The sequence below is a fragment of the Sphingomonas sp. MM-1 genome, from assembly GCF_000347675.2.
Taxonomy (GTDB): domain Bacteria; phylum Pseudomonadota; class Alphaproteobacteria; order Sphingomonadales; family Sphingomonadaceae; genus Sphingomonas_E; species Sphingomonas_E fennica.
This window is the reverse complement of sequence record NC_020561.1, coordinates 887,738-901,516: the sequence shown is the minus strand read 5'-3', so window position 1 is coordinate 901,516 and position 13,779 is coordinate 887,738. Positions and strand designations below refer to the sequence as shown.

Annotated in this window: 15 protein-coding genes; 11 read left to right on the top strand and 4 right to left on the bottom strand. The window is 67.2% G+C overall.

The genetic code is table 11. From position 1 onward, the window contains the following. Positions 1–3: 3 nt before the first annotated feature. Complete coding sequence (gene sdhC, locus G432_RS04350) at positions 4–435, bottom strand: succinate dehydrogenase, cytochrome b556 subunit (protein WP_041864783.1); 432 nt, start codon at positions 433–435, stop codon at positions 4–6. Positions 436–598: 163 nt separating this feature from the next. On the opposite strand from sdhC, the gene G432_RS04345 reads away from it, so the two are divergent. Then, a complete protein-coding gene (locus G432_RS04345; RefSeq protein WP_051128699.1) occupies positions 599–1,918 on the top strand; it encodes a methyl-accepting chemotaxis protein in 1,320 nt (439 codons plus the stop codon). 152 nt (positions 1,919–2,070) lie between these two features. Here the strand turns inward: G432_RS04345 and G432_RS04340 are convergent, their stop codons facing one another. After that, entirely contained in the window at positions 2,071–3,291 is a 1,221-nt protein-coding gene (locus tag G432_RS04340; RefSeq protein ID WP_015457605.1) for an NADP-dependent isocitrate dehydrogenase, read from the bottom strand. A 184-nt stretch (positions 3,292–3,475) separates the two neighbouring features. Beyond that, positions 3,476–4,285, bottom strand: a complete 810-nt coding sequence (locus G432_RS04335) for a TorF family putative porin (RefSeq protein WP_015457604.1) — start codon at positions 4,283–4,285, stop codon at positions 3,476–3,478. Between the two features lie 260 nt (positions 4,286–4,545). Here G432_RS04335 and G432_RS04330 point away from each other — a divergent pair, with 260 nt between their 5' ends. Both G432_RS04330 and G432_RS04325 read left to right on the top strand, forming a co-directional pair. Further along, positions 4,546–5,280: a phosphatidylserine decarboxylase gene (locus tag G432_RS04330; RefSeq protein WP_015457603.1), complete on the top strand. Its 735-nt coding sequence runs from the start codon at positions 4,546–4,548 to the stop codon at positions 5,278–5,280. Next, the gene (locus G432_RS04325) at positions 5,280–6,131 is read left to right on the top strand and encodes a CDP-alcohol phosphatidyltransferase family protein (RefSeq protein ID WP_015457602.1); all 852 of its coding nucleotides are present in this window, start codon (positions 5,280–5,282) and stop codon (positions 6,129–6,131) included. Before G432_RS04330 ends, G432_RS04325 begins: the two co-directional genes overlap by 1 nt. Here G432_RS04325 and G432_RS04320 read toward each other — a convergent pair. After that, on the bottom strand, positions 6,067–6,291 hold the full coding sequence (locus G432_RS04320; RefSeq protein WP_015457601.1) for a hypothetical protein: 225 nt from the start codon (positions 6,289–6,291) through the stop codon (positions 6,067–6,069). The two genes, G432_RS04325 and G432_RS04320, sit on opposite strands and share 65 nt — an antisense overlap. A 224-nt stretch (positions 6,292–6,515) precedes the next feature. Here G432_RS04320 and rpsB point away from each other — a divergent pair, with 224 nt between their 5' ends. The 8 genes from rpsB to rseP all read left to right on the top strand — a co-directional run bounded on the left by rpsB (position 6,516) and on the right by rseP (position 13,757). Next, positions 6,516–7,271, top strand: a complete 756-nt coding sequence (rpsB, locus tag G432_RS04315) for a 30S ribosomal protein S2 (RefSeq protein WP_015457600.1) — start codon at positions 6,516–6,518, stop codon at positions 7,269–7,271. 101 nt (positions 7,272–7,372) lie between these two features. Continuing rightward, complete coding sequence (tsf, locus tag G432_RS04310; RefSeq protein ID WP_015457599.1) at positions 7,373–8,296, top strand: translation elongation factor Ts; 924 nt, start codon at positions 7,373–7,375, stop codon at positions 8,294–8,296. A 326-nt stretch (positions 8,297–8,622) separates the two neighbouring features. Then, on the top strand, positions 8,623–9,345 hold the full coding sequence (pyrH, locus tag G432_RS04305; RefSeq protein ID WP_015457598.1) for a UMP kinase: 723 nt from the start codon (positions 8,623–8,625) through the stop codon (positions 9,343–9,345). 3 nt (positions 9,346–9,348) lie between these two features. Continuing rightward, on the top strand, positions 9,349–9,906 hold the full coding sequence (gene frr / locus G432_RS04300) for a ribosome recycling factor (RefSeq protein ID WP_015457597.1): 558 nt from the start codon (positions 9,349–9,351) through the stop codon (positions 9,904–9,906). Further along, complete coding sequence (locus tag G432_RS04295) at positions 9,903–10,646, top strand: isoprenyl transferase (protein WP_015457596.1); 744 nt, start codon at positions 9,903–9,905, stop codon at positions 10,644–10,646. The genes frr and G432_RS04295 overlap by 4 nt, the downstream gene beginning before the upstream one ends. Then, complete coding sequence (locus tag G432_RS04290) at positions 10,643–11,464, top strand: phosphatidate cytidylyltransferase (protein WP_015457595.1); 822 nt, start codon at positions 10,643–10,645, stop codon at positions 11,462–11,464. Before G432_RS04295 ends, G432_RS04290 begins: the two co-directional genes overlap by 4 nt. Continuing rightward, positions 11,455–12,621: a 1-deoxy-D-xylulose-5-phosphate reductoisomerase gene (locus G432_RS04285; protein WP_041864782.1), complete on the top strand. Its 1,167-nt coding sequence runs from the start codon at positions 11,455–11,457 to the stop codon at positions 12,619–12,621. Before G432_RS04290 ends, G432_RS04285 begins: the two co-directional genes overlap by 10 nt. After that, a complete protein-coding gene (rseP, locus tag G432_RS04280; protein WP_015457593.1) occupies positions 12,618–13,757 on the top strand; it encodes an RIP metalloprotease RseP in 1,140 nt (379 codons plus the stop codon). The genes G432_RS04285 and rseP overlap by 4 nt, the downstream gene beginning before the upstream one ends. Positions 13,758–13,779 lie beyond the last annotated feature (22 nt).

Sequence of the window (13,779 nt, the reverse complement as noted above, 5' to 3'; positions counted from 1 at the left end):
CGATCAGCCCCTAGCCAGAAGGATGCAGCCCCAGATCAGGGCGGTGAAGGTGATCGAGCCCACGATGGTGAGGATCGACCACATGCGATTGGTCTTCAGCTCATAGCCCGCGCCCGTATCGAGCACGAAATGGCGAAGGCCGGAAAAGAGGTGCTGGAAGAAGCTCCACGTCAGCCCGATCGCGACGATGCGCGCGAGGACGTTGACGATGCAGCCCAGCGTGTCGCCCGCTTCCGCCTGGACGGCATAATAACGGAACGATTCGTAATAGTCCGGCCCGCTGGCGGCGGCGGCCAGCCACCAGGCGAACAGGATGCCCCCGCCGATGGCGAGCGCTGTGCCCGTCGCGCGATGCAGGATGGAAACCAGCATGTGCGGCCCCCACCGCCAGATGGTGAGGTGAGGAGAGAGCGGGCGTGCGGCGTTTCGAGACATGGAAGTCCCCCTAATCGATATGCGGGGCTCCTTTAGCCGAACCTCGTCGTCATGCAACCTTACGCGGACGTTCGCCGGAATAACCCTGCATTTACCACCGCGCCTTAAGATGGCCCCGAAACCGGATTTGTGCGTGGGGAGACAAGGGTTGAGCGGCCAATATATGCGACAGACCTCTGCCGAGATCCATGTGCCTCTGCCGGACGAGGAAGTGGCCGAGCGGCTGGCGCTATACAATCGCGACGGGCGGCTGAGCGAGGATCTGCGCTTCCTGTGGGAACATGGCGCCGACGCCATAAGCGATGCATCGCGCGCCTTCTGGGAAGGGATGACGCCGCGCAGCCCGCTGCCGGTGGAGGAATTCATCGCGCATGCGACCGGCAAATATCGCCAGCCGGTGGATGCGGACTGGATCGCGCTCGTCGCGCGGCCCGCGGCCGACATCTACCATAGCGACGTGCCGCCGCCCGTGTTCATCGAGGCGGTGATCACCGCTTCCGAAATGATGTGCGATCAGCTCCGCCTGGCGATCGGGGACCCGGACACGCGCCGCCGCGCGATCCGCATCGTCCATCGCCTGGCCTGCATCGAGACCGAGATCATCCTGGCCCAGATCAATAATCTGAAGCGCAACGCGGCGGGCGTGCAGCGCGCCGACGCGAGCAGCCGGTTCAAGGGTACGGTTGTGGCCATCCTCGCCGATACGGTCGCGAATGCGCGCGACCTGAAAGGAAAGACGGTGAACACCGCCGCCGCCGCGCGCGGCATGCTGGGCAAGGCATCCGAGGTGGCCGCCGCCGCCGAGCAATCGGCCACCGCCATGCGCGAGGCGGCGCATACCGCCGCCGGCCTGATCCGCGCCATCGAGGAAGCGCGCGGCGAGGTGGAATCGGCGGCCCTGGTGGCGACCAAGGCGGCGACCCAGTCGGCCGAGGCCGTGGCGGTGACGGAGGCGCTTTCCGACCACGCCAAGGCGATCGAATCCATCCTCGGCCTGATCCGCGACATTGCCGGGCAGACGAACCTCTTGGCGCTCAACGCCACGATCGAGGCGGCGCGCGCCGGCGATGCCGGCCGGGGCTTCGCCGTGGTGGCGCAGGAGGTGAAGAGCCTCGCCTCGCAGACCGCGCGCGCCACCGACGACATCGCCGCCAAGATCGCCGCGATCCAGGCGGCGACGCACCAGACTCTGGAAGCCAACGGATCGATCCGCGACACGGTGGGCGAGGTGCAGACATCGGCCCGGCGCATCCAGCAGGCCATGGAAGTGCAGGCGCAGACGGTGACCTCGATCACCGCCGCCGTCGACGAAACGGCCCTGGCGGCCGACTCGATGTCCGGCACCATCGCCGCGATCCGATCCGACACGGTATCCGTAGCCGGCGAGATCGACCGGCTGGAAACCGGCTTCCAGACCGTGGACGCCCGACTTTCCGACCTGGAAGCGGCAACGAGCGAGTTCGTTTCCCGGATCGCGGCTTGAAAGGAGCGCGGCGGGCATTCCCGATCTGATCCGGGATGCCCGGCTAGGTAGTCGCAATCGACTTGAGTTGGCCGAGATACGAGCCCCAAAAAGAAAAGGCGCCGCCCCGGTGGACCGGAGCGGCGCCTTTTTTGGTGCCGATGGCGGGAAGGTTACTTCCAGTTGGCCATTTCGGCTTCGAGGTTGACGCGGATCGCCTCGAAGAACTGCTCGGTCGTCATCCAGGGCTGATCCGGGCCGATCAGGATGGCGAGGTCCTTGGTCATCTGGCCCTTTTCGACCGTCTCGATGCAGACGCGCTCCAGCGTCTCGGCGAAGCGGGTGACGTCCGGCGTGCCGTCGAACTTGCCGCGGAAGGAGAGGCCCTGCGTCCAGGCGAAGATCGAGGCGATCGGGTTGGTCGACGTCGCCTTGCCCTGCTGGTGCATGCGATAGTGGCGGGTGACGGTGCCGTGGGCGGCTTCCGCCTCGATCGTCTTGCCGTCCGGCGACATCAGCACCGAGGTCATGAGACCCAGCGAGCCGAAGCCCTGCGCGACGGTATCCGACTGCACGTCGCCGTCGTAATTCTTGCAGGCCCAGACGAACTTGCCGCTCCACTTGAGCGCCGAGGCGACCATGTCGTCGATCAGGCGATGTTCGTAGACGATGCCCTTTTCCTTGAACTGGGCGGCGAATTCGGCGTCGAACACCTCCTGGAACAGATCCTTGAAGCGGCCGTCATAGGCCTTGAGGATCGTGTTCTTGGTGGAGAGGTAGAGCGGCCAGCCGCGGCCCAGCGCATAGTTCATGCTGGCGCGGGCGAAATCGCGGATCGAATCGTCGAGATTATACATGCCCATGGCGACGCCGGACGACGGGAACTGGAACACTTCCTCGTCGATCACGTCGCCATTGTCGCCTTCCCAGACGAGGCGGAGCTTGCCGGGGCCGGGCACCCTGAAATCGGTGGCGCGATACTGGTCGCCGAAGGCGTGACGGCCGACGACGATCGGGTCCGTCCAGCCCGGAACCAGCCGGGGAACGTTCTTGATGACGATCGGTTCGCGGAACACGACGCCGCCCAGGATGTTGCGGATCGTGCCGTTCGGCGACTTCCACATCTTCTTGAGGCCGAATTCCTCGACGCGGGCCTCATCCGGGGTGATCGTGGCGCACTTCACGCCGACGCCGTACTTCTGGATCGCGCGGGCGGAATCGATGGTGATCTGGTCCGCCGTCTCGTCGCGCTTCTGCACGGAGAGGTCGTAATATTCGAGCTTGAGATCGAGATAGGGCAGGATCAGCCGCTCGCGGATCCATTGCCAGATGATCCGGGTCATTTCATCGCCGTCGAGCTCGACGACGGGGGTCTTCACGGTGATCTTGGCCATGGGGGTCCGCTTTCTCCAGGGAGTGGGTTTCGCGCCCGTCTAGGCAATGCCGGGGCGAGGATCAACCTTGCGGGCGGCGGAAGGCGCGGCGGGCAAAAGGAATGGCGCGCGGGAAAAAGCGACGCCCCCGGAGCGCGGAGCCCCGGGGGCGTGGGACGGCCGGGAAGGTCTGGCCGTCACCGCATCAGAAGGCGGCCGTGACGGAGAAGACCACCCGCCCGCTGGCGATCGACGAACCGTTCTTGGTCGACGAGAAATTGGGCTGGATATAGGCCGAATCCGCCTTGCTGATATCGGTATCGACATAGGCGATGCCGAGCGTGACCGGCCCGACGACCGCATCGGCGCCCACCAGCCAATCCCAATATTTGCCTGTGGGCGCGATGCTGGTGCCGTTGGGGCCGAGGCCGGGATTGCCGTCCGAATAGCCGATATGGGCCTTCACGCTGAGGGGGGTGGAGGGAATGCCGGCGCTGGCATCGCCCCAGAGATAGAGATTGTCCTGCTTCTGCCCCCGGCTCTGCGGCGTGTTGGAATAGTTGCCGAGCGCCTGCTGCTTGGGCGCATAGGCGACGCCGCCGAGCAGCGAGACCGGCCCCACCGTGCCGCTGACCTTCACATAAGGCTCGGCGAAGTCGGTATCGTCCGCGCCGCCCGGATACATATACCAGGTGAGGCCGACATCGATCGTCGCGCCGCCGACCGGCAGCTTGTAGCCGGCATAGAGATCAAGCTCGATATTGCCGCCGCCGAAGGTGCCCCAGCCCGAGAGGCTCGACGCCCAGGTGCCGGCATAGAGGCCGCTTTCGTGCGAGACGCCGATGCCGCCCTGCACGGCCATCTCCTTGTCCGACTGCGAGACGCCGCGGAACCGGTAATCGGAAACGAGGCCGGCGCTGCCGGAGATGGTGAAGGGGCCGGACGCCTCTTCCTGCGCCAGCGCCGGCGTCGCGAACAGGGCTGCCGCAACCGCGGCGACCAGACGATAAGACATGGAACATTCCCCTTTTATGGTTGGAATGTTCCTCCTGCATCCCGCGGGCGCGGCCTCTTGCGGCTGGCGGGCCGCCGTGCGCGCGTCCCCCGGGATGGAGGACAGCCTAAAGGGCGCCTGTGATCCGCCTGTTTCCCGCGCGTAACGAAATGTTGCGCTGCCGCATCGCATGGGCCGAAGGGGGCGCGGGGAGGGCGATTGCAACATTGTTGCCCACTGCGCCGTTGTCAGCCGCCATGGCCGATCGTAAGAACGCGGACATGACATCATTGGAAAAGCCGGACGTCGGCACCACCACCGTCCGCTGGCGCTGGCCCTCGGTTCATCCCGAAGGCCGCAAGTTCGCCCTGATCGGCGCGGCCATCACGCTCATCTTCGCGTTGATGGCCTGGGAAACGCTTGCCTGGCCGATGGCGGGCGTGACGATCTGGATCCTCGCCTTCTTCCGCGATCCGATCCGCACCTTCCCGAGGGGGGAGGGGCTGATCGTGTCGCCGGCCGACGGGCTGGTGACGATGATCGCCACCGTGCCGCCGCCGCGCGAGCTGGCAGGCCCCGACGGGCTGGGCGACGAGCCGATGACGCGGGTTTCGATCTTCATGAGCGTGTTCGACGTGCACATCAACCGCACGCCGATCGCCGGCACGATCCGTCGGGTCGTCTACATCTCCGGCAAGTTCCTGAATGCGGACCTCGACAAGGCGAGCGAGGAGAATGAGCGCCAGCACATCCTGGTCGAAGGCAATGACGGCACCCGCATCGGCTTCACCCAGATCGCCGGGCTGGTGGCGCGGCGCATCGTGCCGTTCGTGAAGCCGGGCGACATCGTCGCCGGCGGGCAGCGCATCGGCCTGATCCGCTTCGGCAGCCGGGTGGACGTGTATCTGCCGGCCGGCACCCAGCCGCGCATCGCGCTGGGCCAGCGGGCCATTGCCGGCGAGACCGTGATCGCGAGGATCGGCGAGGCGGAACGGGTATACGGAACCGCGCTCTGATGGCGCCGCGCCCCGACAATGCCCGCATCCAGCGCCCGTTGAAGGGCATTCCGCTGCGCGCGCTCGCGCCCAACGCGGTGACGGCGCTGGCGCTGTGTTCGGGGCTGACCGGCGTGCGCTTCGCCATCGGAGCGATCGGGCGCGTGCCGGGATCGGAACGCTGGTGGCTCGAATGGCAGATGGCGGCCGCGCTCATCATCCTGGCGGGCGTGCTCGACGGGCTCGACGGGCGGATCGCCCGGCTGCTGAAGGGCGAGAGCCGGTTCGGTGCGGAGCTCGATTCGCTTTCCGACGTGATCGCCTTCGGCGTGTCGCCGGCGATCATCATGTTCCTCTGGTCGCTGCAGGCGCTGCCGCGCTACGGCTGGCTGTTCGCGCTGGGCCATGCGGTATGCTGCGCGCTGCGGCTTGCCCGCTTCAACGCCCAGATCGACGCGAGCGAGCAGCCGCATAAGTCGGCCGGCTTCCTGACCGGCGTGCCAGCGCCCGCGGGCGCTGGGCTCCTGATGCTGCCGCTCTACCTCTGGCTGTGCACCGGCCTGGACATCTTCCGCGAAACCTATGTCGTGGCGCCGTGGGCGGCGTTCGTCGGATTCCTGCTGATCTCCAACGTCGCCACCTATTCCTGGTCGTCCCTCCGCCTGCGCAGCGGCATCCGGCTGTGGCTGCTGCTGGCCGTGGCGTTGCTGGGCGCGGCGCTGATCGTGGCGACGTGGGAAACGCTGGCCATCGCCAGCATCGCCTATGTGCTGTCCATCCCCTTCGGGATGCGCAGCTATGCCCGCGTCAGGCGGCAGCGCGCAGCGGCGGCTGCGCGATCCGCGCAGGAACGGCCCGCGGCTGAAGCCTGACGCGCGCCGCCGGCAGCGGCGGCAGGGCCGGCGATGCGGCCGGGCGGGCGCCGAGCGCCATCGCGATCCGATCGGCATATTCCATCACCATCCCCGCGATGATGCCGAGCGCCGTGCCGCCCATGGCGAGGAAGAAAAGGATCGTCGCAAGCTGTGCCATAACCGCCTCCCGCTTCGCCCTGCCCAATGGGGCATTTCCGCGAATCCCGTGTTGCGGCCTTTATGTTCCTGTTTTGTTCCTATCGTCAAGGGTTGATTTCCGGCGCCCGAATGGCTAGGTGCGCCGCCATTCCACATCCGGGGTTCATAAACCGGTGCCGCTGATGGGCGTTCCGCCCGTCCGGTCACTGCCCCGGAGAGGTTCAACCGGAAGGAGACTATCCCATGGCGGTTCCCACCGTCTCGATGCAGGCGCTTCTCGACGCCGGCGCCCACTTCGGCCACCAGACCCACCGCTGGAACCCGAAGATGAAGCCCTACATCTTCGGCGAGCGCAACGGCGTCCATATCATCGATCTGTCGCAGACCGTGCCGCTCTTCGCGCGCGCGCTCGACTTCGTGAGCCAGACCGTCGCCCATGGCGGCAAGGTGCTGTTCGTCGGCACCAAGCGCCAGGCGCAGGAGCCGATCGCCGAGGCCGCCCGCCGTTCGGGCCAGCATTATGTCAACCACCGCTGGCTGGGCGGCATGCTCACCAACTGGAAGACCATCTCGGGCTCGATCAAGCGTTACAAGACGCTGGAAGAGCAGCTTTCGGGCGACACGCACGGCCTGACCAAGAAGGAAGTGCTGCAGCTGACCCGCGAGCGCGACAAGCTGGAGCTTTCGCTGGGCGGCATCCGCGACATGGGCGGCATCCCGGACGTGATGTTCGTGATCGACGCCAACAAGGAAGAGCTGGCGATCAAGGAAGCCAACACGCTGGGCATCCCCGTCGTCGCGATCCTCGATTCGAACGTGTCGCCGGACGGCATCGCCTTCCCGATCCCGGCCAATGACGACGCCGCCCGCGCCATCCGCCTCTATTGCGACGCCGTCGCCGCCGCCGCGACCCGTGGCGAGCAGGGTGGCCGCGCCGCCCGTGGCGAGGACCTGGGCGCCGCCGCCGAGCCGGTCGCCGAGGAAGCGCTGAGCGCCTGATCGCGCTCCACGCGCCCTCCCTGGAGCGCGTGCGTCATAACAAGATCACGGGGCGGGCCTATCGGCTCGCCCCGACCCGTTCATAACGAAAGGACAAGGACATGGCGGAAGTCACTGCCAAGACCGTCAAGGAACTGCGCGACCGCACCGGCGCCGGCATGATGGACTGCAAGAAGGCGCTCGCCGAGACCAATGGCGACATGGAAGCCGCCGTCGACTGGCTGCGCACCAAGGGCCTCGCCGCCGCCGCCAAGAAGGCCGGCCGCCAGGCGGCCGAGGGCCTCGTGGGCGTGACCGTGAAGGGCACCAAGGGTGCCGTGGTCGAGGTGAATTCGGAAACCGACTTCGTCGCCAAGAACGATCAGTTCCAGTCGTTCGTGAAGACCGTGACCGAGCTGGCGCTCGACACCGGCGATTCGATCGAGGCGCTGGCCGCCGCGACCTATCCGGGCGAGGGCACCGTTGCCGAGAAGCTGACCAGCAACATCGCCACCATCGGCGAGCAGCAGGCACTGCGCCGCGCGGCGACCCTCACGGTCGATCAGGGCGCGATCGTCTCCTACGTCCACAATGCCGCGGCCCCCGGCCTCGGCAAGATCGGCGTGCTCGTCGCGCTTGAGAGCGCCGCGCCGGCCGACAAGCTGGAAGCGCTGGGCAAGCAGCTGGCCATGCACATCGCCGCCGCCGCCCCGCTGGCGCTGACCGCCGATGGCCTGGACGCCGAGACGATCGAGCGCGAGCGCGCGATCGCGACCGAAAAGGCCGCCGAATCGGGCAAGCCCGCCAACATCGTCGAGAAGATGGTGGAAGGCGCGATCGCCAAGTATCGCAAGGAGAACGCGCTGGTGAGCCAGGCGTTCGTGATCGACGGCAAGACCCCGGTGGCCGACGTCGTCGCCGCCGCCGGCAAGGAAGCCGGTTCGCCGATCGTGCTGAAGGGCTATGTGCGCTTCCAGCTCGGCGAAGGCATCGAGAAGAAGGAAAGCGACTTCGCCGCCGAAGTCGCCGCCGCCGCCGGCGTCTGATCCTTCTGCCTCCCTTCCGCTTGCGGAAGGGATCGGGGGCGGGTGCCTCGGTCGCGGCATTCGGGCCTGCGGCGGACGCTCGCCCCCCAATCCCCTCCCTGATCCGGGGAGGGGAAGCAAATTGCGCCCCTGGCACCGGTGTGCGCCCGCACGGAACCTCGATCGGCCCGGGCCATTCGCCTCGCCGGTGAATTGCGATCCCGCATAAGGGATCGGAGCCTGATTCACGTATCTTCGATGGGAGCGCATAGCGCTTCCATCTCGAACGATCAGGCTCTAGGGTGCGCGCCGTTTCCCTTCCTGATGCATGAGAGAATCCCACGGCGATGACCCGGCCGCGCTTCAACCGCATACTCCTGAAGCTTTCCGGCGAAGTGCTGATGGGGCAGGGGCAGTTCGGCATCGATCCCGAGACGGTGGCCCGCGTCGCCCAGGAGATCGCCGACGTCGCCAAGGACCATGAGCTCTGCCTGGTCGTGGGCGGGGGCAATATCTTCCGTGGTCTGGCCGCCGCCGCCAAGGGCTTCGAACGGACCAGCGCCGACTATATGGGCATGCTGGCGACGGTGATGAACGCGCTCGCCGTGCAGAACGCGCTGGAGCAGATCGGCGTCGACACCCGCGTGCAATCGGCCATCCCGATGAACACGGTGTGCGAGCCCTTCATCCGCCGCCGCGCCGAACGCCACATGGAGAAGGGCCGGATCGTGATCTTCGCAGCCGGCACCGGAAACCCCTATTTCACCACCGATAGCGCGGCCGCCCTCCGCGCCGCCGAGATGAATTGCGACGCGCTGTTCAAGGGAACCTCGGTGGACGGCGTCTATGATGCCGATCCGAAGAAGGTGCCGGGCGCGAAGCGTTATGACAGCGTCACCTTCAGCAAGGTCCTTTCGGACGACCTGAAGGTGATGGATGCGAGCGCCGTGGCGCTCTGCCGCGACAATAATATTCCGATCGTCGTCTTCAACATCCGCGAGCGGGGCAATCTGGCCCGGGTGCTGGCGGGCGATGGCGTGGCGACGATCGTCCAGAACGAGGGAGTGTGATCGATGCCCGCCTATAACAAGGCCGACCTGGAACGCCGGATGCACGGCGCGGTGGAATCGCTGAAGGGGGATTTGCAGGGCCTGCGCACCGGCCGCGCCAGCACCTCGCTGCTCGATCCGGTGACCGTGGAGGTCTATGGCGCGCAGATGCCGCTCAACCAGGTGGCGACCGTCAGCGTGCCGGAACCGCGCCTCATTTCCGTGCAGGTGTGGGACAAGTCCAACGTGACGCCGGTGGACAAGGCGATCCGTTCGGCGGGCCTGGGCCTCAACCCGATCGTCGACGGCCAGACGCTGCGCCTGCCGATCCCCGACCTGACCGAGGAACGGCGCAAGGAGCTGGCCAAGCTTGCCGGCCAATATGCCGAAAAGGCCCGCATCGCCGCGCGCAACGTGCGCCGCGACGGCAATGACGCGCTGAAGGCCGACGAGAAGAAGGGCGAGATCAGCGAGGACGAGCGCAAGCGCGCCGAAACCGAGGTGCAGAAGCTGACCGACAGCACGATCGCCGAGATCGACGCGGCGGCGGCGGCCAAGGAAAAGGAAATCCTCGGCAAGTGAGCGCCGCCTCGGCCTCGACCCTGCGGGCGAGCGACGGCGGCGCCGGGCTTCCCCGCCATGTCGCCATCATCATGGACGGCAATGGCCGCTGGGCGAAGGCCCGGCACCTGCCGCGCGTCGCCGGCCACCGCAAGGGCGCCGAAGCGGTGCGCGCCACCATCCGCGCCGCGCGCGAGCTGGGCATCGAGGTGCTGACGCTCTACGCCTTCTCGTCCGAGAATTGGCGCCGGCCGGAGGAGGAGGTTTCCGACCTCAAGGGCCTGCTGCGCCATTATCTGCTGGGCGAGATCGAGGAACTGGCCGCCAACGGTGTGCGCCTGCGCGTGATCGGCGAATATCGGCGGTTCGGCCCCGAGCTTGCCCGCCTGCTGGACGACGCGATCGAGCGGACGGCGGGCAACCGGGCGATGACGCTGGTGATCGCGCTCAATTACGGCGCGCAGGACGAGATCGTCCGCGCTGCCCGCGCGCTGGCCGAGGATGCTCTGGCCGGCCGGATCGACCCGGCGGCGATCGATGCGGAAACGCTGGACGCGCGGCTGGACACGCGGGAACTGCCGCCGCCCGACCTGCTGATCCGCACGTCCGGCGAGCGGCGGCTTTCCAACTTCCTGTTGTGGCAGGCGGCCTATGCCGAGCTGCTGTTCGTCGATACGCTGTGGCCGGATTTCGGGCGGGAAGCATTGTTCGCGGCCGTCGCCGATTATGGCCGGCGCGAGAGACGTTTCGGAGGGCTATGACCGAACTGACGCAGCGCGTGCTGGCCGGGATCGTGATGATCGCCGTCGCATTGGGGGCGCTGTGGGCTGGCGGCATCTGGTTCGGCCTGCTCGCATCGGCGGCGGGCCTGCTGATGATCGGCGAATGGGCCGGGCTGCTGCGGGCCGACCGCTGGCGGACGCGGGTGATGCTGGTGCTGCTGGCCCTGTTCCTCGTCCAGACCCTGCTGATCGCCAATGGCGCCGCCGGCCAGTTCGGCCCCGGCCTGGTGGGGATCGTGCCGGCTACGATCTGGCCGGGCGGCGGCGTCGTGACCATGGCCATGGTGCTGGTGCTGCTGTTCGCGGTGGGGGCGCTGCTCAGCCGGCGCGTCGGTCTGGCGGCGGGCATTATCTATGCCGGGCTGCCGGCGCTGGCGCTGATCTACCTGCGCGAGGAACGGGGCCTGCTGCTGACGCTGTGGGCGATGGCGCTGGTGTGGGCGACCGATATCGGTGCCTATTTCGCGGGGCGCGGGATTGGCGGGCCGAAGCTCGCGCCGCGCATCAGCCCCAACAAGACCTGGGCGGGCCTGATCGGCGGCGTGATCGCAGCCGAGCTTCTGAGCCTGGTCATGGCGATATTCTTCGGGCTTTCGTGGATCGCCGTCTATTTCGCTACGACGCTGGCGGTGGCCGCGCAGATTGGCGACCTGTTCGAAAGCTGGCTGAAGCGCCGGGTGGGCGCCAAGGATAGCGGACGGCTGCTGCCGGGCCATGGCGGCGTGATGGACCGGCTGGACGGGCTGGTGCCGGTGGCGGTGATCGTGGCGGGGCTGGTGATCCGGGGATGGCTGTGATGCGCACCGTCAGCATATTGGGCGCGACCGGATCGGTCGGCACCTCCACGCTGGACCTGATCGATCGCAACCGCGACGCCTTCGAGGTCGTGGCGCTGACGGCGCATAGCGACGTGAAGGGCCTGGCCGACGCCGCGCGGCGGACGCGGGCGCGCTTCGCGGCCATCGGCGATGCGGCGCTGGGCGCGGCGCTGGCGGAGGCGCTGGCCGGCACCGGGATCGAGACCGGGGCGGGCGAAGGCGCGCTGATCGAGGCGGCCGCGCGCGATGCCGACTGGACGATGGCCGCGATCGTCGGCTGCGCCGGCCTCAAGCCGGTGATGGCGGCGCTGAAGCGTGGCGCGACCGTGGCGCTGGCCAACAAGGAATCGCTGGTTTCCGCCGGCGACCTGATGACGCTGGCGGCGCGCACCCATGGCGCGACGCTGCTGCCGGTCGATTCCGAGCATAACGCCATCTTCCAGTGCCTGGATCGCGACCGGCTGGACAAGGTGCGTCGCATCATCCTGACCGCGAGCGGCGGGCCATTCCGCACCTGGAGCCCGGCCGAGATGGCAGGGGTGACGCCCGAACGCGCGGTGAAACACCCCAATTGGTCGATGGGCGCCAAGATTTCGATCGATTCGGCGACGATGATGAACAAGGGGCTGGAACTGATCGAGGCCCACCACCTGTTCCCCGTCGGGCATGAGCGGATCGACATATTGGTCCACCCGCAATCGGTGATCCATTCGATGGTGGAATATGTCGATGGATCGACGCTGGCGCAGCTCGGCACGCCCGACATGCGCACGCCGATCGCCCACGCGCTCGCCTGGCCGCAGCGGATGGCGGCGCCTGCCGAGCGGCTGGACCTGGCCCGCATCGGATCGCTGAGCTTCGAGGCGCCGGACCCGGTGCGTTTCCCCGCACTGGCGCTCGCCCGCGCCGCCGTGGAGGCGGGCGGCGCCCGGCCGGCCATTCTGAACGCCGCGAACGAGCAAGCGGTGGCCGCATTTCTCGGGCGGCGCATCGCTTTCCTCGATATTGCCGCAATCGTGGCGAAAGTTCTGGACAGTTATGATCCATCGTCGCCTACCAGCCTCGATGAGGTATTCGCGATCGATGCTGAGGCGCGCAGGCTCGCGACGGCAATGATGGAGGAGAAGGCCGCGTGATAGAGACCCCCGGCATCCCGCTGACGATTATAGCTTTTCTTCTCGTCATAGGGCCGCTGATCTTCATTCACGAGCTTGGCCATTATTTCGCCGGCCGGATTTTCGGCGTGAAGGCGGAGGCTTTCTCGATCGGATTCGGGCGCGAGCTTTTCGGCTGGACCGACCGGCGCGGCACGCGCTGGCGCGTGGCGGCGCTGCCCTTGGGCGGTTATGTGCGCTTCGCCGGCGACATGAACCCGGCCAGCGCCCACAATCCCACCGCCAAATGGCTGGCGATGCCGGCCGAGGAACGGGCGCGGACCTTCCAGGCCAAGCCCTTGTGGCAGCGCTTCATCATCGTCGCGGCCGGGCCGCTCACCAATTTCCTGTTCGCCATCCTGGTGTTCATGGCGGTGTTTGCGGTGAACGGGCAGGCGCGCACGCCCGCCCTGGTGGCGACGGTGCAGGCGGGATCGGCGGCGGAAGCAGCGGGGCTGCGCCCCGGCGACAGGATCACCACGGTCAGCGGCCAGCGGATCGAGCGATTCGAGGATATTCCCGCGATCGTCGCGATCCGGCCCGGCGAGCGGCTGGGGCTGGAGGTGGTGCGCGACGGGCGGCCGCTTTCGCTCAACGCCACGATCGGCGTGGAAGTAGAGCGCGATCGCTTCGGCAACGAATTCCGGCGTGGCCTGCTCGGCATCAGCCCCGGCCAGCCGGTGTGGGTTGAGGTGCCCTTCTGGCGCCTGCCGGGCGCCGCCATCGAGCAGACGGGCAATATCGTCCGCATGATGGTGGATACGCTGGGCCAGGTGATCACCGGGCGGCGTTCGGTGAAGGAACTGGGCGGACCGTTGAAGATCGCCCAGATTTCCGGGCAGCAGGCGACGCTCGGATGGTTCGATTTCATCCTCTTCATGACGATGATTTCGATTAATCTGGGATTCATCAACTTGTTGCCAATTCCATTGCTGGATGGTGGCCATTTGTTGTTCTACACGGTCGAGGGAGTGGTTCGGCGGCCGCTGAATCCCGCGATCCAGGAGTGGGCTTTCAGGACGGGGCTGGCGGTGCTGCTGGCTTTCATGATCTTCGTCACCGTCAACGACCTGGCGTCTTTTGGGGTGTGGCAAAGGCTTGCCGGGTTGATCGGCTGACATCGATCGGGCAGGGCAGGCG